We start from the raw sequence: 24,187 nt of genomic DNA, 5'->3' as shown, positions 1-24,187 counted from the left end.
CTAATAATGTCATTCAAGATTAAAACAATTCCACCAAAACTGGACAATGATCAGAATGCACTGCCTCACTCAAAATTGCCGCACGCGAAAGTTTATCCTTCAAAGTATAAGATACGAAATTATAATCCAATCTCCAGCCTTTATTTCTGGCGCGCGAATTTTGTCGGTAACTCCACCACGAATAATTATCGGGTTGATCATTGAAAAACCGGAAACTGTCAATCAACTCACATTCTTCGATGAACTGAGTCATCCATTCTCTTTCCATGGGTAGAAATCCTGACGTGTTCTTTAAACCTTCCGGATTGTGAATATCAATCGCGTAGTGGCAAATATTAAAATCACCAGATATAATAAGGTTAGGAATCGTTTTCTTTAGCTCTTTTATATACGCTAAGAAATCGTAGCAGAATTTCATTTTAAAATCAAGTCGCTCGATATTTGATGCCGACGGAACATAAACCGAAATTACCGAGAAATCTTCGAAATCTGCACGCATAATTCTGCCTTCAGAGTCGTAGTGTTCAATTCCACAACCGTATTCAATATGTTTGGGTTGAACTTTAGAAGCGATTCCGACACCAGAATATCCTTTTTTCTGCGCAGAATGCCAGAAACTGTAGTAGCCATTTTCTTGCAGACTTTTAATATCGATTTGATCGTTCCCAGCTTTACTTTCCTGAATGCAGATGACGTCTGGATTTGCAACGGTAAGCCAGCCCAAAAAGTCTTTGGTAAAAGCGGCCCGAATTCCGTTCACATTGTAAGAGATGATTTTCATAAATAAGTTTAAGGTTCAAAAATACGAATTTGCTTTTCGTTTGGCGAGGATTTACAGCATGAAAAAAGCGGAAAAAACTTTCGCTTTTCCCGCCCTAGAGCCCAAAAGAAATAAACTATGAAAATAAACTACTTGGGTTCTAATATGCTAATCGGAATAATACATTCCTCTAAAGAAATACCACCGTGCTGATAAGTTTCTTTATAATAATTCACAAAGTGATTGTAATTTTTCGGATACGCCAAGAAGATATTATTTTTCGCAAAGATGTATTTCGAACTTAAATTTCCTTTCGGTAAAAATAATTTCTCCGGATTAGAAATTGCCCAAACATCACTATTTTCATAGGTTAAACTTCTTCCTGTTTTATACCGAATATTGGTTGATGTTTCTCTGTCGCCAACTACTTTACTGGGTTTCTTTACGTAAATCGTTCCGTGATCCGTGGTGATAACGAGTTTGAAACCACTTTCTGCCGCTTGTTTAATAATTTTCAATAAAGAAGAATTTTCAAACCAGTTATAAGTTAATGATCTAAAGGTTTTGTCATCTCTAATCAATTGATTTACAATTACATTGTCGGTCTTTGCATGCGATAAAATATCGATGAAATTATAAACAATTACCAATAAGTCGTTGTTTTTGTGTTGGTTAAAATCATCCAGGATTTTTCTTTCAAAATCAGAATTTAAAATTTTCAAGTACTTCATCGATTTACCAGACAAACCAAGGCGCTTCATTTGATCTTCTAAAAAATCGCGTTCATGCTCGTTTTTATTCCCATCTTCGTTATCGTTAATCCAATGTTGTGGAAATCTTTTCTCAATTTCCGATGGCATCAATCCAGCGAAGAAAGCATTTCTTGCATACTGCGTGGCCGTTGGAAGAATACTGTAGTAATAATCTTCAGAAGTTTTTTGGTAAAACTTAGTGAATAATGGTTCAATCACTTTCCACTGATCGTAGCGAAGATTATCAATCATTAACAAAAGAACTTTTTCTTTTTCCAGTTCTGGTTTTATTTTTTCTTTAAATAAAGTATGACTCATCATTGGTTTTTCTGATGAATGCAACCACTCTTCGTAATTGTTTTCGATGAATTTAGAGAATTGAATATTGGCTTCTTCTTTTTGAGATTGCAACAGTTCCGAAAACTCACTGTCGAAAACTTTATCAAATTTAATTTCCCAATTCAGAATTTTCTTATAATATTCTGCCCAGTCTTTATAGGTTCTCAAATAAGAAAGTTCCATCGAAAGATTTCGGAATTCCTGTTGGTATTCAAGAATCGTTTTCTGTTCAACCAATGTTTCTTCCTGAAGATTTTTCTTTAATGAAAGCAAAATCTGATTGGGATTCACCGGTTTCAAAATATAATCCGCAATCTGAGACCCGATTGCCTGTTCCATAATCAGTTCTTCTTCGTTCTTGGTAACCATTACAATTTTAATGGCAGAGTCGATATTTTTAATCATTGGAATCGCTTCCAGGCCAGATATTCCGGGCATATTTTCATCTAACAAAGCCAATTGAAAATTTTCTTTTTCAATCATTTCCAAAGCTTCATTCACATTATTTACGGGTGAAACTTGATATCCTTTATTTTCTAAAAATACAATATGAGGTTTTAGTAAATCTACTTCATCGTCTATCCAAATAACTTTTGCCATCTAATTTTTTTTGTTTAATATTTTAAGAATCGTGTATTAATGGTTCATTAATAGGCGCAATTCTATGATCTTAGTGTCATCAAAAATACAACCAAAAACTGCCAACTTTTCTTTAAACACAAGTTAAAGTTCCGTTAAATTTAAATGGAATTAATAAAGACATTCTATTAATCTTCTTTAATCTGTTGCTTGACTTTAATGATCCTTAAAACTAAATTGTAAATTTGCTGAATCGAACTATCTATTATGACCAATAAATTTAAAATCATCAATGATCCGGTTCACGGATTTATCAATATTCCTCACGAAATCCTTTTTGATGTTATTGAACATCCTTATTTTCAAAGATTAAGACGTATTTCTCAGACAGGATTATTAAATTTAATTTTTCCTGGCGCAACACATACTAGATTTCATCACGCTTTAGGAGCGATGCACTTAATGTTTACTGCATTGACGACTTTAAAATTAAAAGGAGTAAAAATTTCAATAGAAGAAGAGAAAGCTGCATTGTTGGCAATTCTTCTGCACGATATTGGTCATGGCCCTTTTTCTCACGCTTTAGAAAATATGCTGATGGATGATTGGCATCACGAGAAATTATCGCTATTGCTAATGAATAAAATGAATGAGGAATTTATTGGTGAACTTTCAATGGCGATAGAAATGTTTCAGGGCAAGTATCAGCGGAAATTCTTTAACCAATTAATATCATCACAACTTGATGTTGACCGTTTAGACTATTTAAAACGCGACAGTTTTTATACTGGTGTTGCGGAGGGAAATGTAAATACCCAAAGAATTATTTCGATGATGAATGTTTCCGACGATGAATTGGTCATTGATGCGAAAGGTATTTATTCTATCGAAAACTTTTTGACTGCAAGAATGTTTATGTATTGGCAAGTGTATTATCATAAGACTTCTGCTTTGGCAGAATACCTTTTGGTGAAGATTTTGGATCGTGCGAAATTTTTAGTTTCTCAGGGGAAACAACTTCCTGCTTCAGAAAACCTGGCCTATTTCCTGCACAAAAATCAATTTGAAAAAGCAACTGAAGAAGACATTAAACGTTTTACAGAACTCGATGACAATGATGTTATTCAAGCCATAAAATTCTGGACGAAAAATGAAGACGTTATTTTATCGTATCTGTGTAATTGTGTGATTGAAAGAAAATTTCCTAAAACCATTATTTCATCAAAACCTTTTGAACAGGAATTTATAGAGGATAAGATTGCGAAAACAAACCTGAAATTTGGAGCAGATATTGGTTCAGATCTGGTAGATCAAATCTCTAGAAATCTGATGCCATATAATGCAGAACATCAACCAATTTATTTACTGCAAAAGGATGGTCAAAAAATAACGCTGGACCATTCTGAGAATCAAATTCTCTCTTCCTTTATCAACCAATTGAATACCAAGTATATTTTATCATTTCCACGAGAAATTTAAAGCAGTTATTTGTTGCATAAATGATTTGGAATATTTGGGAATTTGTTATCTTTGCAGGATATGGAATTTACCGCATCGCAGATTGCAAATTTTATTAACGGAAGAATCATAGGAGATGAGCAGGCGCTAATCACAGGCGTTTCGCCTATTGAAAGTGGCGAAGATGGCCATCTTTCTTTCGTTGCACAAGAAAGGTTTGCAGAACATATTAATCAATCAAAGTGTTCAGTTCTAATTGTTTCCGAGAAACTTTTAACCCAAAAAACGTACCGACCAACTATTATTGTAGTTGAAGATGCTTATCTGGCATTTCAGGTTTTAATGAATTTGTATCAAGAAATGCAAGGTCGTAAATCAGGAATCGAAGATGGAGCCGTTTTTCACGAGTCTGCATCTGTAGGCGAAAATGTATACGTAGGTGCTTTTACCTGTGTATCTGAAAAGGTGAAAATTGGCGATGGTTCTCAGATTTACCCACAAGTTTTTATTGGAAAAAATGTGAAGATTGGTAAGAACTGTGTCTTATACAGTGGCGTACGGGTCTATGATTATTGCGTAATTGGCGATAACTGTATCATTCATTCCAATACCGTAATTGGTTCAGATGGTTTCGGTTTTCAACCGACCAAAGATGGTTATCAAAAAATCCCGCAATTAGGAAATGTAATTTTGGAAGATCATGTAGAAATTGGCTCTAACTGTAGTATTGACCGAGGAACAATCGGTTCAACTATTATCGGTAAAGGGACTAAAATCGATAACTTGATCCAAATTGCTCATAATGTGAAAATTGGACAGAATAATGTAATTGCTGCTCAAGCAGGAATCGCAGGTTCTACCGTAATTGGAGACTGGAATCAAATCGGCGGTCAAGTCGGTATTGTAGGCCATATTCAAATTGGCAACCAAGTAAAAATACAGGCACAAAGTGGTGTGAACTCTAGCACCAAAGACGGTGAAATTCTCTATGGTTCACCTGCCATCAACGCTGGTGAATATAGAAGAAACTATGTGCATTTCAGAAATTTCACCGATATTGTTAAACGAATAAATAATCTTGAGCTCAACTCAAAAGATAACACTAATGAGTGATAAACAAAAAACTTTAAACGAAGAGATTTCTCTCTCCGGAATCGGACTACATACTGGTCGCGAAGTAACCCTTACCATGAAACCTGCAAAAGAAAACACAGGTTTCGTTTTCGTAAGGACAGATTTAGAGGGCAATCCTCATATCGAAGCAGACGTCAACTATGTGACTACTACAGAAAGAGGAACGACTCTGGAGAAATTAGGAGTGCGGATCCATACTTGCGAACACTTGCTTGCTGCTTTGGTAGGATGTGATATCGATAATGCTATCTTGGAAATGAACAGTGCAGAACCACCAATTTTAGATGGTTCTTCTAAGTTTTTCGTAGAAGCAATCGAGAAAGCAGGAATTAAGGAACAGTGTGCTGCCAGAGAATATCTGGTTGTAAAAGAAGTGTTAAGTTATAGCGATCCTGTTACAGGTTCAGAAATTACAATCATTCCATCTGATACTTATGAAGTAACAACGATGGTTGATTTCGGGACCAAAGTATTGGGAACCCAAAATGCCACTTTAAAAGATATTTCTGAATTCAAAACTGAAATTTCTGCGGCACGTACTTTTAGTTTTTTACATGAATTAGAAATGCTTTTGGATGCTGGTTTAATTAAAGGTGGCGATATTTCTAATGCAATCGTTTATGTTGATAAAGAACTTACTGCAGAAACTTCTGATAAACTGAAAAAAGCCTTTGGAAAAGATGAGGTTTCGATTCGTCCCAATGGTATTTTAGATAATCTTACTTTAAATTATCCAAATGAAGCGGCACGTCATAAATTACTTGATGTTATTGGTGACTTGGCTTTAGTTGGTGTTAAGATAAAAGGAAAAGTGATTGCCAATAAACCAGGACATTTTGTAAATACCCAGTTTGCGAAGAAATTAAACAGACAATGGAAATTACAGAAAAAGAAAAATGTTCCAGATATCGATATTTATAAAGAACCGGTTTACGACATCAATGGAATTATGAAATTGATGCCACACCGACCACCGTTTTTATTGATCGATAAAATCTTAGAACTTTCTGATTCGCATGTTGTTGGATTGAAAAATGTAACAATGAACGAACCGTTTTTCGTTGGGCATTTTCCGAAAGAACCAGTCATGCCAGGTGTTTTACAAGTAGAAGCATTGGCCCAAACCGGTGGGATTTTGGTTTTAGCAAGTGTTCCTGATCCAGAAAATTACTCAACTTACTTTATTAAAATGGATAAAGTGAAGTTCAAGAAAAAAGTAGTTCCAGGAGATACGATGGTATTTAAAATTGAATTGATTTCGCCGATTAGAAGAGGTATTGTTCACATGCAAGGTTATGGCTATGTAGGTGACAGCGTTGTGGTTGAAGCAGAATTAATGGCGCAGGTTGCCAAAAATAAACCCGAGTAAATGATCCATCAATTAGCAGCCGTTGATAAGCGTGCGAAAATTAGTAAAAATGTTACCATAGAACCGTTTACGACGATTGCAGGTGATGTGAAAATCGGAGAAGGTACTTGGATAGGTTCTAATGTAACCATTATGGATGGAGCCAGAATCGGGAAAAATTGCAGAATTTTTCCAGGAACTGTGATCTCGGCAATCCCACAAGATTTAAAATTTGATGGTGAAGATACCCAAGTCATCATTGGCGATGGAACTACCATCAGAGAATGCGTTACCGTAAACCGTGGAACAAAAGCCCTTGGTTATACCAAAATTGGTAAAGAATGCCTCATCATGGCGACCTCTCATATTGCTCACGATTGTATTATTGGCGATCATGTGATCATTGTTAATGGTTGCGGAATTGCAGGTCACGTAGAAATAGGTGATTATACAGTGATGGGTGGACTTTCAGCCGTGCATCAGTTTGGTAAAATTGGTAAACATGTCATGATTTCCGGCGGAACATTAGTAAGAAAAGATATTCCACCTTATGTAAAAGTGGCTCGTGAACCCATGACTTATGCGGGAATAAATTCTGTGGGTCTTAGAAGAAGAGGTTTTACGAATGATAAAATCTTTGAAATCCAAAAAATTTACCGCGCTGTTTTTCAAATGAAAATGAATGTTTCGCAGGCAGCAAGTTATATTGAAAAAGAAATGCTACCGACTGCCGAACGCGACGAAATCCTGGAGTTCATTAGAAACTCCCCAAGAGGAATCGTAAAAGGATATGGCTCTGGTAAAGAATAAATAAAATCAAACAGAACTTAATTAAGTTTAAACTATCAACTATCAACTATTAAAATAAATGGCAACAAGCAACGATATTAAAAAAGGGATGTGTATCGAATTCAGTAACGATATTTTCAAAGTTATTGATTTTTTACACGTGAAACCAGGTAAAGGTCCAGCATTCGTAAGAACAAAAATGAAGTCTGTTACCAATGGTAAAGTCTTAGACAATACTTTTTCTGCAGGTCATAAAATTGATGAAGTGAAAGTAATCACCAGAAAATTCCAGTATTTATATGAAGATGATAATGGATATCACTTTATGAATAATGACGATTTTTCGCAAATCTATCTTGACAAAGAAATGATTGAAAACGCTCAGTTCATGAAAGCAGGTGAAGAAGTGACCATCATCTTAAAAGATTCTGATGAGTCTCCTTTATCAGCTGAAATCCCACCAACAGTTTATTTAGAAGTTACCGAAGCAGATCCAGGCGTAAAAGGAAATACAGCAACCAACGCTTTGAAAAATGCAATCGTAGAAACTGGTGCCAGAGTAATGGTTCCTTTATTCATTGAAGCGGGTGATAAAATTAAAGTAAATACCGAAGACGGATCTTACTTAGAAAGAGTAAAATAAATCGCGTTGTAAGTTTCGGGTGGTGAATTTTTTATTCAAAAACCGTAACTTTTAATGTAAAATTAAATATTTATGATTTTTACAAAACCACAAACCCTGAAAAGTATTTCAGAAATTATTGGCGCTAAAATGATTGGCGACGAAAATTTCCCTGTTTTGGGAACCAATGAAATTCATCGGGTTAAAAGTGGGGAAATTGTTTTTGTAAATCATCCGAAATATTATGACAAAGCTCTGAATTCTGCCGCCACAATTATTCTGATTGATAAAGAAGTGGACTGTCCAGAAGGAAAAGCATTGTTGGTTTCTGACGATCCTTTCCGTGATTTTAATAAAATCAATACCCTCTTTACAAAGATTACCCATTTCGGCGAAACCCTTCACGAACTGGAAGTAGGAGAGAGAACGCAAATTCATTCTTCCGTAGTGATTGGTAATAATGTGAAAATCGGAAATGACTGTATTATTTATCCTAATGTAGTGATTGGAGATCGAACGGTAATTGGCGATAACGTCATCATTCAGTCCAATACGGTTCTTGGTGGAGATGCTTTTTATTACAGAAAACTGGACGGAAATTTTGACCGTTTAATTTCAGTCGGAAATGTCATCATTGAAAACAATGTAGAAATCGGAAACAGTTGTACCATCGATCGTGGCGTTACAGATTCTACCATCATTGGCGAAGGTTCCGTTTTAGATAATCTCATCCAAATTGGTCATGATACCATCATCGGAAAAAAATGTCTGATCGCCTCTCAAACTGGAATCGCAGGATGTTGCATTATCGAAGATGAAGTGACTATTTGGGGACAGGTAGGAATGGCTTCTGGTGTTCGTATCGAAAGTGGAACCGTACTTTTAGCAAAATGTGGAGCTAACAGAGACTTGAAAAAAGGAGTTTATTTTGGCCAAATTGCCGAAGAATTCAAGCAGTATTTAAGAAAAGATATTACCCTTAGAGATCTGAGTAAAGCAAAATGATGAAATCATTAAAAAACATTAATTTTACACTTCTTTATTTTTAGTATGAAAAGATATCTCTCTATTTTCTTTGTGTTTTTGATCTATTTCTGTTTCTCGCAGAGCAGAACAATCGATGTAAAAATCATTACTCAAGATAATGATACGCTAAATACTAAAATGAACGTACAGGTAAATCTATTTACGCCTACACTTATTTATGGATCTAGTTTCAATGAAAAAGTGAAAATCATTGGAGAAAACGAGAAAAAAAGTAAAATAGAAGCCGCTAAAATAAAAGAACTCTCTTTTGTTGATCTCAATGGAAAAATGAGACATTTCATCAATAAATCTGAAGATAAAAAAAGACTTTTGGAAAGAATATATGATGGAGAAGTTTTAGAATGGTATCGCAATTATTACTCAACCAATATGGGAGGCGGTGAAAACAGCAACGATTTTCTCTATAATAAAAAATCAAATAAAGGAATAGGATTTATTTATTTCACAGGCATTCCAAAGAAAAAATTGAAAGAATTTTTCAAAGATGAACCTTCGATGGAAGGAGTGATAGATGAAGGAAAATACGCGGCCACATTTGATGAAGGCATGTTATCGATCCTTTTAAAATATGAAGAACTTAAGTTAAAAAGCAATTAAAATAAATTTAAAATAATAAAAAATGTCAGTATTAGTAAACAAAGATTCTAAAGTAATCGTACAGGGATTTACAGGGAATGAAGGAACTTTCCACGCAGGTCAAATGATTGAATACGGAACAAACGTAGTAGGTGGAGTTACTCCAGGAAAAGGAGGTTCTGAGCATTTAGGTAAACCAGTATTTAATACGGTTGCTGATGCAGTAGAAAAAGCTGGAGCTAATGTGAGTATTATTTTCGTGCCACCAGCATTTGCAGCAGATGCGATTATGGAAGCTGCTGAAGCAGGAATCAAAGTAATCGTTTGTATTACAGAAGGTATTCCGGTTGAAGATATGGTGAAAGTTAAAGCATACCTTGCTGACAAAGATAGCAGATTGATCGGACCAAACTGTCCGGGAATTATTACTTCTGATGAAGCGAAAATCGGTATTATGCCAGGTTTCGTTTTCAAAAAAGGAAAAGTTGGAATCGTTTCTAAATCAGGAACTTTAACCTATGAAGCGGCTGACCAAGTTGTAAAAGCAGGTTACGGAGTTTCTACGGCAATCGGTATTGGTGGTGACCCAATCATTGGAACCACTACAAAAGAAGCCTTAGAATTATTCATCAATGATCCAGAAACTGAAGCAGTGGTAATGATCGGTGAAATCGGTGGTAACTTAGAAGCAGAAGCAGCAAGATGGTACAAAGAAAGTGGTTCTAAAAAACCAGTGGTAGGTTTCATTGCAGGACAAACTGCTCCAAAAGGTAGAACAATGGGTCACGCAGGTGCAATCGTTGGTGGAGATGAAGATACCGCTCAAGCGAAAATGGCTATTATGAGAGAAAACGGAATCAACGTTGTAGATTCTCCAGCAGAGATTGGTGCTACCGTTGCCAAAGTTTTAGGATAAAACACACAAAACACAAATAGTTATGAAAAAATTAATTTTAAGTTCGGCATTATTGTCAGCCGTTTTAGTATCGGCTCAGATTGATTTTAGCAGCACGAGGTACGGAATTACCGCTGGTGGAACTTACTCCAGAGTCAGTAATGCTCACAATCCTTCCGGACCAAGATTTTCTTTTTACGGTGGAGCATTGGCGCTAATCCCTGTGGATAGTAATGATCAGTTTTACATTCAACCACAACTGGAATACTTTGGTGCTGGTGAATCTGGAAAAGATAAAGATGCAAAAGGTACTCCTGGTTACGACGCAGTTTATGCCAATAACTATATCAGTATTCCGATTTATTTTAAAGGATTCTTCTCTGAGGCAGAATCTGAGTTTTTTGCGATGGCAGGTCCAAGATTTAGTTTTTTGGTGAATCAAAAAGTTACAGGTGCGCCTTTAAGATACACGGTAGATGGAGATCCTGACACTGGCATAAATGGTAAAGCAAACAGTTTTAACTTTGGTGTAGGCTTAGGTATCGGTTATTCTTACATGAGACAAATAGAACTCGCAGTGAGATATGATCTTGGATTAAGCAATACCTATAAAGGCTTAATGAAGGACTCTGCTATAGACCCTAACAGTGCTAAGAAAAAATCTGAACAAGTCCTGAGTGTCGGACTGAGTTATATTTTTCAATAACTATTGAGCAATCATCATAAAAATTCCATCAATTAATTTTGATGGAATTTTTTTTATGATGTTGATTGTTGGTGCAGGTGAATTGTCAGGGATAGTTGATCTGGTATATTTTTCATTCATAGAATATATTAACAGAAGGTGTTTCTGTAAGTGTTCTATAATATGTTCTTTGAGGGTACTATAATCATTCTTTTGGGTGATATAATTCTCTTTGAGGGTACTATAATCATATTTGTGGATGCTATAATTCTCTTTGAGGCTACTATAATCGCATTTGTGGATGCTATAATTCTCTTTGAGGATAGTATAATCTACTTTGTGCATGCTGTAATTATTCTTGAAGGTTGCATAATCTTTTTCGCGGATGATATAACCCTCTTTGTAGATATAATATATCTTTTTGAAGTCTAAATTATTACTTTGGTAAAAGTTTTATTTTTTTAAGACTCTAAACGCTTGCATAAAAAGAAAAGAATTATAAATCTCTTCTTCATTTCAGAACCTAACTTTTTAACGGAGTCTTGAATGCACTTTCTGTTAACGGTTGGGTATTTCTGTTGGCGGGGAGTTTTTATAACAAGTCTTTGTAAATATAACAAATTGAACAATTAGCAAAAATCTTGATGATAGGAACTTCCGACCTGCTAATGGAAATACATTTTTGTACGCAGTTCTTTAGTTTACTTTACTTTTTTTTAGCGGCTTTTCACGAGAAATCCATATTCCATCTATCATTTTTTCATTTTGCGTCATCCAAATACTTATATATTTAATTTCCTTATTCTTCTCTGTACTAACATTAAAGATATATAATTCTAATGGGTTATATAAATTTGTATATCTATCATTATAAATCGAATTAATATCTTGTAGTGTTATTTTTCCATATATTTTTTCATTATTTTCACAAACTTTGATATTATTTTTGTCCAAAAAGGTTAGTAAATGGTCAGAAATTTTAAATTCAGAATATGTGGTTGTGTAATTTTTAGTTTCACATTTTTTTAGAAATGCAGAGATAAATCCTTTTGCGTAATTCACTTTTTCAGCGTTTACTTTTTTTGATGGAATTTCTTTAAATATTTTTTGCGCATTAATGTTAATAATTGCCAAAAATAATATGTAAACTAAAAATATTTTTTTCATAAATTTTTTTGTTTTGTGATGTTGATTTTGGAGAATTGCGTACAATTCTCTCTTATAAATATCACTATATGATACAAACAGACACTAGTTACGCTGTATTAGTATCATCAATGTAAATGCTAAAATAATAAAAATTCCTTTCAATGATTTGAAAGGAATTTTTATTAAATATTTTCGTGAACTGTCAACCATCAACTAAGCCCTAGCTCGTAATCCATTTCCAAAGTTCCTTCGCAGTCGCCTTGTTTCCGTACATTAAAATTCCGACACGGTATACTTTGCCAGCGATATAAATCATTAATAAGGTAGAAACCAAAAGCAATCCTGCAGATAAGATAATCTGCCAAATCGGCACTCCAAAAGGAATTCTCGCAATCATCGCGACCGGAGAAGTAAACGGAATGATCGATAACCAAAACCCAAGTGGACCTTCCGGGTTATTCATAATGGTAAAACTTCCGTACATTCCAACCATCAAAGGAATAATTGCAAACATAGTGAACTGTTGCGTCTCCGTTTCGTTATCTACGGCCGACCCAATCGCGGCATACATGGAACTGTAAAAAATGTAACCGAGTAAAAAGAACACGATGAATACGGCAATAATCAACGCAACATTCATATCTAAAAGAATATGTGAAACTTCGCCCGCCATTTTTGTAAAATCGAATTTCTGTACGATTTCGGCAGATTCCTCACCACCCGGAATTTGACTTTGCATTGCGGCAAATCCCGTGTTTAGGAATAAAGCACCGATCACGGACATGGTAATCCAAATGCAGAACTGGGTTAAAGCGACGAAAGTTACTCCCAGAATTTTCCCCATCATCAATTCAAATGGTTTTACCGATGAAATGATGATTTCGACTACGCGGTTGTTCTTCTCTTCCAAAACACTTCGCATCACCCGAACGCCATAAATGATGATGAACATGAATACGGCGTACATTAGAACCATGGCTAAACCGGATTTTACGCCGAAAGATAAGTCGTTATCAGAACTTTTATTGTCAACTACATTTTGGGTATTGAGTTCGAAATTCTCATCCAAATTTTTCATTTGGTCTTCTGAAATTCCGAGCGTTTTTATTTTTTCTTTTTTAAGGACTTTTGATAAATCACTCGATACTTTTGTTTTGGTGTCAAATCCAATTTTTTTGTTAATCAATAATTTAGAACCTTTTGCGAGTTCGTCATAATTTTGATTCTCAAGTTTTGGAATAATTAACAGACCTTCAATTCCATCCATTTCTTTTAGGGTAGAAACCAAAGCTTTTTCATTCTCGGCTGGAACAAAAACGTATTTTACTTTATTCGTGTTTTGTAAATTCCCTACAAAAAGTCCGCTTTTATCAACCACGTTAAAGGTGCTTGTGCTCTCATTCGCTTTAAACATAAAGGCGATTAAGGCTGCAAAACCAATCATTAGAATCGGTGCTAAAAGCGTTAGGATGACAAAAGATTTTTTCTTAACCTGAGTCAGATATTCTCTTTTGGTGATTAGAATTATATTTTTCATAAATAATTTTAATTAAGATTTTAACGTCGACTTATAAAACCTACGCTGACTTTCCAGTTTGATTTCCGCCCACCGCATTGATGAAAACTTCATTCATACTTGGGATTTTCTCATCAAAAGATCTTATTTTACCCACTTTCATCAATTCATTTAACAGTGAGTTTTGGTCGCGGTCATTTTTTAAATCAAAAGAAACCAATTGATTTTCAGTTGAGAATTCCTGAACATTGAACAGATTTTTAAATTGTTCAAAACGTTCATTATCAACATCTGATAAAGTAACATTAAAAATATTTTTCTTGAATTGCTCCCTCACATCAAACACTTTCCCATCCAAAACTTTTCTGGAGTTGTCGATGAGCGCAACATAATCACACATTTCTTCCACACTTTCCATACGGTGAGTCGAGAGAATAATGGTGGTTCCGTTCTTTTTTAAATTCAGGATCTGATCTTTAATTAAATTCGCATTCACCGGATCGAAACCTGAAAAAGGTTCATCTAAAATCAACAATTTTGGCTGGTGCAAAACCGTCACTACAAACTGAATTTTCTGCGCCATCCCTTTAGAAAGTTCACTCAGTTTTTTCTTCCACCATTGATCGATCTGTAATTGTTCAAACCAATATTTTGCCTGGGTCAACGCATCGTTCTTCGACATTCCTTTCAGTTCGCCAAAGTAGAGGAGTTGATCTCCAACGGTCATGTTTTTGTACAAACCACGTTCTTCTGGCATATAACCGATTTGTCTGATGTGGTCAGGATTCAGTTTTTGATTATTGATATAAACATTACCAGAATCGGCTTGTTTAATCTGATTAATGATCCGGATAAAGGTTGTTTTCCCAGCACCATTTGGACCCAAAAGTCCATAAATACTCGCTTCCGGAACGTCTATAGAGAAATCCTCTAACGCTAGTTTTTTACCGGCATTATAGGTTTTAGTTACGTTTTCTGCTTTCAGCATCGAATAAAATTTAATTGATTAGTCCCTTATATCAGAGAAAAGTTACGACAGAGAGAAAAGTTATTGGATAGTTGTGTATTCAAGAAAAGCGGGAGTTTTTTGAATTGGCAAAATACTCAAAAACTGAATATTAAACTTTGCTCTTATCTTAATTCACAAACTCAAAATCCTTGTAAAAAGCATCTGCTTCTGCAATCACCATATCCATTTCTTCCAGAGTAAATACCTCTAGAAACTTCCTGCGGAAATCTTTAAAATGTGGAATCCCACGGAAATAATTACTGTAATGTTGGCGCATTTCTATCAAACCAAGTCGTTCCCCTTTCCAATCTTTGCTCCATTCTGCATGTTGTCTTACGGCTTCTAATCTTTGGGTGATCGTTGGTTCAGGTAAAATTTCTCCGGTTTTAAAATAGTGTTTTACTTCATTAAAAATCCAGGGATAACCGATGGCGCCACGACCAATCATAATTCCGTCGCAGTCAAATTTATTTTTATATTCCTGTGCTTTTTGAGCCGAATCAATATCTCCATTTCCAAAAATCGGAATTTCGATATTGGGATTGTTTTTTACGGCGTGAATGTAATTCCAGTCTGCTTCACCTTTGTACATTTGCGCACGGGTTCTGGCGTGAATCGTCAAGGCTTTTACACCAACTTCTTGCAACCTTTCTGCAACTTCCATAATGTTAATGGATTCTGTATCCCAACCCAATCGGGTTTTTACGGTTACAGGAAGGTGGGTGGAGTTTACGACCGCTTTAGTTAATCGGATCATCAAATCAATATCTTTCAAAACGCCGGCGCCAGCTCCTTTGCAAACTACTTTTTTTACAGGACAACCGAAATTAATATCGACCAGATCGGGATTTACAGCTTCTACAATTTTAGCGGAAAGTGCCATGGCTTCTTCATCACCACCAAAAATCTGAATACCAACTGGTCTTTCATAATCGAATATATCCAGTTTCTTCATGCTTTTCATGGCATCGCGAATTAAGCCCTCCGAAGAAATAAATTCCGAATACATGAGATCTGCACCGTGCATTTTACATAATTTACGAAATGGCGGATCCGAGACATCTTCCATTGGTGCAAGCAACAAGGGAAATTCGGGCAGTTCTATATTTCCGATTTTTATCATGGTGCAAAGATATTAATTCTGAAATTGAATAGAGAAACCATTAAAAATAAAAAAACAGAATCATTTGAAATTCTGTTTTCTTTAAATTTTATTTTAATCAAAATCGTGATGTGTATCATCTTTCGAATTCCGATGCACAAACCACATTCCAATTGTTAAACCACCAACTCCTGCTACAGCAGTCATTAGGGCACGTTCTAATTTGTCTTCCAGTGGATTACCGACATAATTAAACAGGAATAAAATGATGAAAGTGATGGCCGCGATGGCCGCAAATTTTGTACTTTTTATATCCATAATTATAATTTATAAGAAATCATTACTCCGCCTTTGTAGGGAAGAAATTCTCCACTGCGGTTGTAATCGCGGGTCGGATCAGTATCATATCGAACGCCTAATTCCTTATGATATCCTTTGTAAAAACTTTGTATAGAACCGCCACCAATATATAAATCCATATTCCAGCGGTCACTTAACTGAAACTGATAACCCACCGTTGCGCCAATCATTACGGAATAACCATCTTGGTACAGATCAGACGAAACATAGGTTGGTGATTCATCGGTATATTGAAAGATATCATCACTCCAATAATTGTATTTTTGAATGATATATCTTGCTCCAGAAATATTGGCACCTACATACCAATGTTTAAATGCTTCCTGAAAATAATATCTTCCTTCAAACCCCATCATATACACTTGGGCATATTTTCCCGCGAACGATTTCCAGGGAGAAATAAAAACATCTCCTTGCGCAGTGATCTTTTCTTTTACTTGAAATTCAACACCAGCATTTAAAACTCCGATGGGAAGAAAAAGGGCATTTGCTTTAAGATAAATATTTTTTGAGGAGGGTTCTTGATTTTGAGCGCTACTCAAAAAGCCGCATAAAATTGCGCAGATAATAATTGTTCTTTTCAAAATCAAAAAATTATTTTAAAGTTTCTAATAGTTGTTTGGCCGCAGAGGAATCTTTGCCTTGTTGTTCGGCTAGATTTTTAGACATATCTGCGTAGATTTTGGCATTTTCTTTCTTGCCGGTTTTCTGATATATTTTAGCAAGAATATATGTGTTTTCTGCCGTTTCGCTGCTCATTACTGATTTTTCTGCCCATTCTTCGGCTTTTTGTAAACTTACTTTATTGTCTACATGTTCGCTAAAAATCCAGGCTGCTTTTAATAACTCTTCAGGATCAAAGTTTTCTGCATGTTTGTAATAAACCAAAGCCGCTTTTTCATATTCTTTAAAGTTGCCAACATTTGGGTAATAGATTACTTTCATTCGGTTGAGCGCCACTTCTGCTTCGGTTTTTCCTACCAAAGGAATTGCATTTTTATAAAAATAATCGTCATTAATGAGTTTGGTTTCTTTATCTAAAGAATCTTCCATCACATGAGAAATTTTAATATTTACATCAAATTGATTGTAAATATCTTCCGACATTTCTTTTACAATATCTGCTTTTTTATCTTTAAATATCTGATAATTAACATCTGTCGGAGATTTTACAAAATAGAGTAACATCCCGATATCATCTCTCGTAAACTCTTGGTTTTTGATCACTTTAAAATATCGCTCCGAAACTTTTTTCGCTAATTCGTAATCGGTTTGTGCGTTTTGACGCATCATGTTTAATAAAAAAGTTGGATCGCTTTCTCCTTTATCAAAAAGTTCTTTTGGAGAGGTGCTTAGCAGAAGAGGATTGTTGGCTTCCTTTGCAATCGCGATGAAATCTTCTTCACCCATATAACCATAACTTTTCATGATAATTTCTCCATCTCCGTTTAGGAATAAATAAGAAGGATACGACCGAACTCCATATTTTAGGGCGATATCTCGACCTTCACCTTTTTCCATATCGAATCTGGCGTTGATAAAATTGGAGTTATAATATGCTTTTACGGCTGGAAGTGGAAAAATATTTTTCTCCATCATTTTACAAGGTCCACACCAAGACGCAAATGCATCCATAAAAACCAGTTTTTTCTCCTTTTTTGCTTTGGCTAAAACTTCTTTAAAACTTGTGTTTTCAAAGTTAATCGTTTCCTGCGAAAACGAAATCAGATAGGTCAAGAGCAAAAATGCTGTAAGTGTTTTTTTCATTTTAATAAAATTCGGTACGAAGATAATTATAAATAAGTTATTCCCTATTTATAAATGAAGTTCGAATAGTGAAACTTTGATATTGAGAATCAAAATTAATTGGGTCGTTAAATCGAAGAATTTATTTTAATTAAAAAACCCTTTCTGTTTTTAGAACAAAAAGGGCTCTTTATACAATTTGTTTATTCTGGCTTGAAACCGTCTTTTAAAGTTACCGTTCTGTTAAATACCAATTTTTCTGCAGAAGAATCTCTGTCTTTCGTAAAATAGCCAATTCTTTGGAACTGATATGGATGACCGATTTCTGCATTTTCTAAACTAGGTTCTGCAAATCCGTGTACGATTTTTAAACTTTCAGGATTAATGAATTGCATAAAATCAGTTTCTTTTTCAGCATCGGGTTGTGGTGTTGTAAACAGTCTGTCGTAAATTCTTACTTCCAGCGGAATTGCATGTTGTGCAGAAACCCAGTGAAGTGTTCCTTTTACTTTTCTCAGACTTTCTTCCGTACCACTTCCTGATTTACTTTTCTCGTCGTAGGTTGCATAAATAGTCGTGATTTCCCCATTTTCATCTTTATCTACGCTTTCTGCTTTAATAATATATGCGGATTTCAAACGAACTTCTCCACCTAGTTTTAGTCTGAAGAATTTTTTGTTTCCTTCTTCTTTAAAGTCTTCTCGCTCTATATATAATTCTCTGGAGAATGGAACTTTTCTTGTTCCCGCGTTTTCGTCTTCTGGATTATTTTCGGTTTCTAACCATTCTTCTTCATTTTCCGGATAGTTCGTGATTATTAATTTTACCGGATCAACAACTGCCATTACTCGGGTTGCAATTTTGTTTAGATCTTCCCTTACGAAAAACTCCAGCAACTGAACATCAATTAAGTTTTCTCTTTTTGCTACCCCAACTCGGTCTATGAATTTCTTAATGGAAGTCGGTGTATAACCTAATCTTCGCATTCCGTAAATTGTAGGCATTCTAGGATCGTCCCATCCTGTCACTGCATTTTCAGCAACGAGTCTTTGAAGTTTTCTTTTGGAAGTGATCATATAAGAAACATTCATCCGTGCAAATTCACGTTGTTTGTTTCTAATCTTTTCTTTGTCATAAACCTGATCCAAATACCAATCGTATAACGGACGGTGATTCTCGAACTCTAAAGAACATAAAGAGTGAGAAATCTGTTCAATATAATCTGATTCACCATGTGCCCAGTCGTACATGGGATAAATTTTCCATTTTTCTCCTGTTCGGTGATGTGGTCTTTTCAAAATTCGGTACATGACAGGATCGCGCATGTTCATGTTTGGTGAAGTCATATCGATTTTTGCTCGAAGTGACATCGTTCCTTCCTCGAATTCCCCATTTTTCATTTTTTCGAAAAGTTCTAAACTTTCCGCGGTCGGGCGATTTCTGAACGGAGATTCTACGCCATCTTCGAAAGGACTTTTTCTTTGTTCTGTAATAACTCCTGAGGGTTGTTCGTCTACATACGCTTTTCCATCTTTAATCATCTGAGCCGCCCAATCATATAACTGATCGAAATAATCTGAAGCATATAATTCTTGGTCGTATTTGAAACCTAACCAATCGATATCTGCTTTAATTGAATCTACAAATTCCTGCTCTTCTTTTTCAGGATTGGTATCATCAAAGCGAAGATTTACGGGAGCATCATATTTCTCGCCCAAACCGAAATTAATGCAAATTGCTTTGGTATGACCAATGTGCAAATAACCATTTGGTTCCGGCGGAAAACGGAAGCGCAGTTTATCTTTCGGTAAACCAGCAGCTAAATCTTCTTCTATAATTTGCTCAATAAAATTGAGAGGTTTTTTATCTTCTTCTTCAGGATTATTCATTCTGCAAATTTAGCAAAAAGTGAGTGAAAGAAAAAGCAGAATATGTTATTGCTTTTTGATGTGCCACTTTTTTTAGTGATTATGCGGAGAATATATTTTAACAAAGAAATAATTGTTAATAATTGTTAAATTTTATAAATATTTTGTAACTTTAATTATAAAATAAGATTATGCTCTATTAAATAATAAGTTTTTTATAAAAACTCTAACTACTTAACGTACACACAAATGATCATCTTGCAAGAAATTATTCATTTTGTACTTATATATGGCTGTTTGATAATTTCTTTTTTATACCGAAAAAGAACGAATTCGAACCTTTATATTTATTTTGTGATTATTTGTACTTTAGAAACATTACCGTATTTGTTTTCAATTGAGTTTAACCGGTTTTATTCTTTCAGCTCGCTGCTTTATATAGCCTTTTTTACGTATTATTTTTCGAGGCAAGTTTCATCATATAGAAATACAGTTTATGCTGTTGGATTATTTTCCTTTTCTTGTTGTTTGATTTTTATATTTAATGCTAAAGAAACCTATCCTATTCCGTTAGCGATTACATTTTGTGCTTTTTTCATTATCCTTTCTTTTTTATATTTTTTCAATCAGTTAAAAAGCAGAAGCAGAGTGTATGTTTTTCATAAAGAGGCGTTTTGGGTGAGTTCTGCTCTTCTTCTTTGGAGTGTTTTTTTTCTTTTCAGGATTATACCAATGCCCTGGCTGGAGAAAAATGATATAGGTTTTTTATTATTGATTAATAATGTATTCAAAGGCGCTACAATGGTAAGTTATCTATTGTTTCTCATTGCTGTTACCCGTAAACATTAAATCTAATTATCGTGATTACTCATTTACCATTTGAAATTAAACTCGCTTATGTTCTTGCTGTTTTCGTGATGGTGATTTTAATTGGATTTATTATTTTTATCGTAGTGGTTTCTAACCGTAAACAAATTGTTTTTCAAAATAAAAATGAACTCAAAGAAGTTGAAATTAAGAATTTAATATTGAAAAATGAGCTTAAAGTACAGAAGGAAGCACAGCTTGAAAGGCAAAGAATTTCTCGGGATATGCATGATGATTTTGGGTCTGGAATTTCGGCCTTAAAACTTCAGATCGAATATTTGAAACTTTCGACACACGATAATGTTACTGATGATAACATTGAAGATTTATTAAGAAGTTGTGATAATCTGAATCATTCGATGCGTGAAATGTTGTGGAGTCTTAATTCTCACAACGACAGTTTAGAAAGTTTCATTACTTATGTAACGGTTTACGCGGTTAATTTTTTCAAGAAAACAAGCATTAGACCTCATATTCAAAATGAAGGATATGAAAATATAGTTTTGGGTGCGGTTATTCGTCGGAATTTATATTTGTGTGCTAAAGAGGCTTTGAATAATATTTATAAACACAGTTCCGCCGAGAACGTTTTTCTTGAATTTGCCCAAAATGAAAATCAATTCTTAATTAATATTGCAGACGATGGAGTAGGTTTGAAATCTGAAAATTTCGAAGGGAATGGTTTTGCAAATATGGAATCCAGAATGAACTCTATGAATGGTGAGTTTAAAATTATTCCTTCTGAAAAAGGATTGCATCTGCAGTTTATTTTACATTTATAGATGAAAATTGAAGTAAAATCATGTACCATGAATTTTTTTAAGTAAAAATCAAAGTTCATAATTTGTTCATTCTCCGCTCTCGAATTAAACCCTTAAATTTGTCTTTCACTTTAAAATTATTAAATATTAATTCTCAAACTATGCTCAAAAAAATAAGTATCGTTCTCTTGGCAGTACTTTCCCTCGGATTTAATGCTCAAAAAAACAAAGCCAAACAAGTCGATCGACCAAAACTGGTCGTAGGATTAGTCGTAGATCAAATGCGCTGGGATTACTTGTACCGATATTATGAAAAATACGGAAATGATGGTTTCAAAAGATTGCTGAACCAGGGTTATTCCTTAAATAATGTTCACATTAATTACATTCCAACCTATACTGCCATTGGTCACACCACTATTTACACAGGATCTGTTCCTGCCATTCACGGAATTGCTGGAAATGACTGGTTCGATAAAGAAACGGGTAAAAACGTTTACTGTACCACTGATGAAACCGTGAAGCCAGTTGGAACAAGTGATGCGAAAGTGGGGAGTCATTCGCCTAGAAACTTATGGTCCACCACTATTTCTGATGAACTTCGCCTGGCAACTAATTTTAATGCGAAAGTAGTTGGCGTTTCTTTAAAAGACAGAGCATCGATTCTTCCTGCCGGACATAATCCAACCGGCGCCTATTGGTTCGATGATACCACTGGAAATTTTATTACCAGTTCGTACTATAGAAATGAATTACCAACTTGGATCAATGATTTCAACAATCAAAAATTGGGCGAACAATTGGTGAAAAATGGTTGGAACACTTTGCTTCCAATTGCTGAATACACAGAAAGTTCACCCGACAATTCGCCTTGGGAAGGACTTCAGGGAAGTGCAAAAACACCCACTTTCCCTTACAGTAATTTGGCTGCAGATTATAAAACGAAGAAAGGAGATATTCGATCCACGCCTTTTGGAAATACTTTAACATTAAAACTTGCAGAAGCCGCCGTCAAAGGAGAACAATTAGGTGCTGATGCAGTTACCGACTTCTTAGCAGTTAACTTGGCTTCTACCGATTATGCCGGACATAAATTTGGGCCGAACTCCATTGAAGTTCAAGATGTATATTTAAGATTAGACCGCGATTTGGCAGAGTTTTTTAAATATTTAGATCAGAATGTTGGGAAAGATCAATACACTGTTTTCCTTTCGGCAGATCACGGGGGTGCTCATTCAAAAGGTTTTATGGATGAGCATAAAATGCCAACCGGTTTTTATGGCGAAGACAATAAAGAATTTAACGTAATGTTGAAAGACAAGTTTAAGGTTGATAAATTAATCTCTAAAATAACCAACAATCAGGTTTATCTGGATGATAAATTAATGATGGATAATAAATTAGATGCGGACCAGGTTAAACACTATTTAATCGATATCTTAAATAAAGACAAATCTATTTTATTTGCGGTTGATATGAAAAAAGCCGCTTCGGCGTCAATCCCAGAACCGATCAGAACCCGAATTGTAAACGGATACAACTGGCAAAGAAGTGGCGATATTCAAGTGATCTACCACGATAACTGGTTGCCAACTTACTCAAAACTTGGAACAACTCATGGTTCTTGGAATTCTTATGATTCACACATTCCTTTAATTTTTATGGGTTGGGGAATTAAGCAGGGTGAGAGCAATAAGCCACACAGTATGACTGATATTGCACCAACATTAGCAGCCCTTCTGCACATTCAATTCCCAAGCGGAAATATTGGAAATCCAATTACAGAAGCAATCGGAAAATAAGTTTTAAATAAATACTTAGAAATACAGAATAATTAAAAACCGCTTTCGAGCGGTTTTTTGTTTTTGTTAAAAAATTAAAACTTGTTTGAGTGTAGTAAAAGCATGTATCAACGATAAAAAAGACAAAATATATCAGTTCAAATTGATGAGATTCTTCCTTCGTCAGAATGACAAATCGGTGTTAATTCTTAAGCATTAAGAGATTAAGTGAATTAAGATTTCCTCCAAAAAATACATCATTTAAAAGTAATATGATCTTGCATTTCACTAAAAACTCATGTAACTCATGTGTCAAGAACAGTAAAAAACTTTTTGGTTAAAACTTAAATCAAAAAAAGACCGATTTCTCAATCAGTCTTTCTCAATATTTTATAAAAAATTATTTATTTCTATTCGGCGGATAATTCGCCATAATCTCGCTTACAATTTCCGGAATCTGTTTCTGTTTCGATTTCGGTGAATCTACTGAAATTCCGCTTCCGACTCCTTGCCAAACTAATTTCTGAGTTCTCGCATCAATCAAATCAACAATCAAAGAACCCTGGTTGTAATTTTGCGTCCAGGTTCTGCTCATGCCAACGCCCCAACCAAATGGGCCGCCCCAACCATACATTCCGTACGGACGAGTTGTTTGAACATCCTGAATTTGTTTATGATTCGCTTTCACGTTCACGATCAAATCCGGATTGTCGGAAACACTCATTCCTTTTGTTTGCAGTTGTTTAGAGACTTCGTTTAAAACTCGGTCTTTATCAATATCGTTCAATTTCAAATCATCAATACGCAATTTATATGTTTTGTACAGATTGAAATTCGCAGTTTCTGCATAATCAGATTTCACCTGAAAAGGGCTGCAAGAAGTCAAGCCCAATGTGGCAGAAGCCAATAAAAGTAAGATATATTTTTTGCTCATGACCTTTATGTTTTTTTTATTTTATTTAAAAAAATGAATTAGAAAGTGTTCAATACCAATTACTTTATTGCCCATTGCTTATTAATAATCAGTCTCTCATCTATCAGTCT

Annotated in this window: 22 protein-coding genes; 11 read left to right on the top strand and 11 right to left on the bottom strand. The window is 34.9% G+C overall.

The window, feature by feature from the left end:
• Positions 1-19: 19 nt before the first annotated feature.
• On the bottom strand, positions 20-781 hold the full coding sequence (locus tag PUH65_RS07390; protein ID WP_305519245.1) for an exodeoxyribonuclease III: 762 nt from the start codon (positions 779-781) through the stop codon (positions 20-22).
• Positions 782-909: 128 nt separating this feature from the next.
• The gene (locus tag PUH65_RS07385) at positions 910-2,451 is read right to left on the bottom strand and encodes a PglZ domain-containing protein (protein ID WP_305532397.1); all 1,542 of its coding nucleotides are present in this window, start codon (positions 2,449-2,451) and stop codon (positions 910-912) included.
• Between the two features lie 246 nt (positions 2,452-2,697).
• Here PUH65_RS07385 and PUH65_RS07380 point away from each other — a divergent pair, with 246 nt between their 5' ends.
• From PUH65_RS07380 to PUH65_RS07340, 9 genes are all read left to right on the top strand, one after another.
• A complete protein-coding gene (locus PUH65_RS07380) occupies positions 2,698-3,909 on the top strand; it encodes an HD domain-containing protein (RefSeq protein WP_305519243.1) in 1,212 nt (403 codons plus the stop codon).
• 60 nt (positions 3,910-3,969) lie between these two features.
• Positions 3,970-5,001 carry a UDP-3-O-(3-hydroxymyristoyl)glucosamine N-acyltransferase gene (gene lpxD / locus PUH65_RS07375; RefSeq protein WP_305519242.1) on the top strand — a complete coding sequence of 344 codons (1,032 nt, stop codon included), beginning with the start codon at positions 3,970-3,972 and terminating at the stop codon, positions 4,999-5,001.
• On the top strand, positions 4,994-6,391 hold the full coding sequence (locus PUH65_RS07370; RefSeq protein ID WP_305519241.1) for a bifunctional UDP-3-O-[3-hydroxymyristoyl] N-acetylglucosamine deacetylase/3-hydroxyacyl-ACP dehydratase: 1,398 nt from the start codon (positions 4,994-4,996) through the stop codon (positions 6,389-6,391). Before lpxD ends, PUH65_RS07370 begins: the two co-directional genes overlap by 8 nt.
• Positions 6,392-7,180, top strand: a complete 789-nt coding sequence (gene lpxA / locus PUH65_RS07365) for an acyl-ACP--UDP-N-acetylglucosamine O-acyltransferase (RefSeq protein ID WP_305519239.1) — start codon at positions 6,392-6,394, stop codon at positions 7,178-7,180.
• Positions 7,181-7,238: 58 nt separating this feature from the next.
• On the top strand, positions 7,239-7,802 hold the full coding sequence (gene efp, locus PUH65_RS07360; protein WP_305519237.1) for an elongation factor P: 564 nt from the start codon (positions 7,239-7,241) through the stop codon (positions 7,800-7,802).
• A gap of 72 nt (positions 7,803-7,874) precedes the next feature.
• The gene (locus tag PUH65_RS07355; protein WP_305519235.1) at positions 7,875-8,786 is read left to right on the top strand and encodes an LpxD N-terminal domain-containing protein; all 912 of its coding nucleotides are present in this window, start codon (positions 7,875-7,877) and stop codon (positions 8,784-8,786) included.
• 45 nt (positions 8,787-8,831) lie between these two features.
• On the top strand, positions 8,832-9,425 hold the full coding sequence (locus PUH65_RS07350; protein WP_305519233.1) for a hypothetical protein: 594 nt from the start codon (positions 8,832-8,834) through the stop codon (positions 9,423-9,425).
• Positions 9,426-9,447: 22 nt separating this feature from the next.
• Positions 9,448-10,320 (top strand): succinate--CoA ligase subunit alpha, encoded by an 873-nt coding sequence (gene sucD / locus PUH65_RS07345; protein WP_193810710.1) that lies wholly within the window; start codon positions 9,448-9,450, stop codon positions 10,318-10,320.
• A gap of 22 nt (positions 10,321-10,342) precedes the next feature.
• Positions 10,343-11,005: a porin family protein gene (locus PUH65_RS07340; protein ID WP_305519231.1), complete on the top strand. Its 663-nt coding sequence runs from the start codon at positions 10,343-10,345 to the stop codon at positions 11,003-11,005.
• 675 nt (positions 11,006-11,680) lie between these two features.
• Here the strand turns inward: PUH65_RS07340 and PUH65_RS07335 are convergent.
• The 8 genes from PUH65_RS07335 to PUH65_RS07300 form a co-directional block, all read right to left on the bottom strand.
• Positions 11,681-12,151, bottom strand: coding sequence for a hypothetical protein (locus PUH65_RS07335; protein WP_305519230.1), 471 nt, complete (start codon positions 12,149-12,151; stop codon positions 11,681-11,683).
• 202 nt (positions 12,152-12,353) lie between these two features.
• Positions 12,354-13,670 carry an ABC transporter permease gene (locus tag PUH65_RS07330; RefSeq protein ID WP_305519229.1) on the bottom strand — a complete coding sequence of 439 codons (1,317 nt, stop codon included), beginning with the start codon at positions 13,668-13,670 and terminating at the stop codon, positions 12,354-12,356.
• A gap of 40 nt (positions 13,671-13,710) precedes the next feature.
• Complete coding sequence (locus PUH65_RS07325) at positions 13,711-14,637, bottom strand: ABC transporter ATP-binding protein (protein ID WP_305519228.1); 927 nt, start codon at positions 14,635-14,637, stop codon at positions 13,711-13,713.
• 148 nt (positions 14,638-14,785) lie between these two features.
• Complete coding sequence (dusB, locus tag PUH65_RS07320; RefSeq protein WP_305519227.1) at positions 14,786-15,781, bottom strand: tRNA dihydrouridine synthase DusB; 996 nt, start codon at positions 15,779-15,781, stop codon at positions 14,786-14,788.
• Positions 15,782-15,874: 93 nt separating this feature from the next.
• Positions 15,875-16,078 (bottom strand): hypothetical protein, encoded by a 204-nt coding sequence (locus tag PUH65_RS07315; protein WP_305519226.1) that lies wholly within the window; start codon positions 16,076-16,078, stop codon positions 15,875-15,877.
• Between the two features lie 2 nt (positions 16,079-16,080).
• Positions 16,081-16,704 (bottom strand): DUF3575 domain-containing protein, encoded by a 624-nt coding sequence (locus tag PUH65_RS07310; protein ID WP_305519225.1) that lies wholly within the window; start codon positions 16,702-16,704, stop codon positions 16,081-16,083.
• 10 nt (positions 16,705-16,714) lie between these two features.
• The gene (locus PUH65_RS07305) at positions 16,715-17,887 is read right to left on the bottom strand and encodes a thioredoxin family protein (RefSeq protein WP_305519224.1); all 1,173 of its coding nucleotides are present in this window, start codon (positions 17,885-17,887) and stop codon (positions 16,715-16,717) included.
• Between the two features lie 182 nt (positions 17,888-18,069).
• Positions 18,070-19,755 (bottom strand): glutamine--tRNA ligase/YqeY domain fusion protein, encoded by a 1,686-nt coding sequence (locus PUH65_RS07300; protein ID WP_305519223.1) that lies wholly within the window; start codon positions 19,753-19,755, stop codon positions 18,070-18,072.
• An 839-nt stretch (positions 19,756-20,594) separates the two neighbouring features.
• On the opposite strand from PUH65_RS07300, the gene PUH65_RS07295 reads away from it, so the two are divergent.
• Entirely contained in the window at positions 20,595-21,383 is a 789-nt protein-coding gene (locus PUH65_RS07295) for a sensor histidine kinase (protein ID WP_305519222.1), read from the top strand.
• 140 nt (positions 21,384-21,523) lie between these two features.
• On the top strand, positions 21,524-23,164 hold the full coding sequence (pafA, locus tag PUH65_RS07290; RefSeq protein WP_305519221.1) for an alkaline phosphatase PafA: 1,641 nt from the start codon (positions 21,524-21,526) through the stop codon (positions 23,162-23,164).
• Between the two features lie 379 nt (positions 23,165-23,543).
• Here pafA and PUH65_RS07285 read toward each other — a convergent pair whose 3' ends face one another.
• Positions 23,544-24,077 (bottom strand): DUF4136 domain-containing protein, encoded by a 534-nt coding sequence (locus tag PUH65_RS07285; RefSeq protein WP_305519220.1) that lies wholly within the window; start codon positions 24,075-24,077, stop codon positions 23,544-23,546.
• Positions 24,078-24,187 lie beyond the last annotated feature (110 nt).

It is taken from the genome of Kaistella sp. SH40-3 (assembly GCF_030686865.1).
Classification (GTDB): Bacteria; Bacteroidota; Bacteroidia; order Flavobacteriales; family Weeksellaceae; genus Kaistella.
Note: the sequence above shows the minus strand (reverse complement) of the source record. Positions and strands in the feature narration are given on the sequence as shown.

Excerpts from the sequence above, each read along its gene's own strand:
- PUH65_RS07385 (WP_305532397.1), bottom strand. The coding sequence starts at position 2,451 with ATGGCAAAAGTTATTTGGATAGACGATGAAGTAGATTTACTAAAACCT.
- PUH65_RS07330 (WP_305519229.1), bottom strand. The coding sequence starts at position 13,670 with ATGAAAAATATAATTCTAATCACCAAAAGAGAATATCTGACTCAGGTT.
- PUH65_RS07350 (WP_305519233.1), top strand. The coding sequence starts at position 8,832 with ATGAAAAGATATCTCTCTATTTTCTTTGTGTTTTTGATCTATTTCTGT.
- PUH65_RS07355 (WP_305519235.1), top strand. The coding sequence starts at position 7,875 with ATGATTTTTACAAAACCACAAACCCTGAAAAGTATTTCAGAAATTATT.
- lpxD (WP_305519242.1), top strand. The coding sequence starts at position 3,970 with ATGGAATTTACCGCATCGCAGATTGCAAATTTTATTAACGGAAGAATC.
- PUH65_RS07315 (WP_305519226.1), bottom strand. The coding sequence starts at position 16,078 with ATGGATATAAAAAGTACAAAATTTGCGGCCATCGCGGCCATCACTTTC.
- PUH65_RS07325 (WP_305519228.1), bottom strand. The coding sequence starts at position 14,637 with ATGCTGAAAGCAGAAAACGTAACTAAAACCTATAATGCCGGTAAAAAA.
- PUH65_RS07380 (WP_305519243.1), top strand. The coding sequence starts at position 2,698 with ATGACCAATAAATTTAAAATCATCAATGATCCGGTTCACGGATTTATC.
- efp (WP_305519237.1), top strand. The coding sequence starts at position 7,239 with ATGGCAACAAGCAACGATATTAAAAAAGGGATGTGTATCGAATTCAGT.
- sucD (WP_193810710.1), top strand. The coding sequence starts at position 9,448 with ATGTCAGTATTAGTAAACAAAGATTCTAAAGTAATCGTACAGGGATTT.
- lpxA (WP_305519239.1), top strand. The coding sequence starts at position 6,392 with ATGATCCATCAATTAGCAGCCGTTGATAAGCGTGCGAAAATTAGTAAA.
- PUH65_RS07305 (WP_305519224.1), bottom strand. The coding sequence starts at position 17,887 with ATGAAAAAAACACTTACAGCATTTTTGCTCTTGACCTATCTGATTTCG.
- PUH65_RS07390 (WP_305519245.1), bottom strand. The coding sequence starts at position 781 with ATGAAAATCATCTCTTACAATGTGAACGGAATTCGGGCCGCTTTTACC.
- PUH65_RS07335 (WP_305519230.1), bottom strand. The coding sequence starts at position 12,151 with ATGAAAAAAATATTTTTAGTTTACATATTATTTTTGGCAATTATTAAC.
- pafA (WP_305519221.1), top strand. The coding sequence starts at position 21,524 with ATGCTCAAAAAAATAAGTATCGTTCTCTTGGCAGTACTTTCCCTCGGA.
- PUH65_RS07370 (WP_305519241.1), top strand. The coding sequence starts at position 4,994 with ATGAGTGATAAACAAAAAACTTTAAACGAAGAGATTTCTCTCTCCGGA.
- PUH65_RS07285 (WP_305519220.1), bottom strand. The coding sequence starts at position 24,077 with ATGAGCAAAAAATATATCTTACTTTTATTGGCTTCTGCCACATTGGGC.
- PUH65_RS07340 (WP_305519231.1), top strand. The coding sequence starts at position 10,343 with ATGAAAAAATTAATTTTAAGTTCGGCATTATTGTCAGCCGTTTTAGTA.
- PUH65_RS07300 (WP_305519223.1), bottom strand. The coding sequence starts at position 19,755 with ATGAATAATCCTGAAGAAGAAGATAAAAAACCTCTCAATTTTATTGAG.
- dusB (WP_305519227.1), bottom strand. The coding sequence starts at position 15,781 with ATGATAAAAATCGGAAATATAGAACTGCCCGAATTTCCCTTGTTGCTT.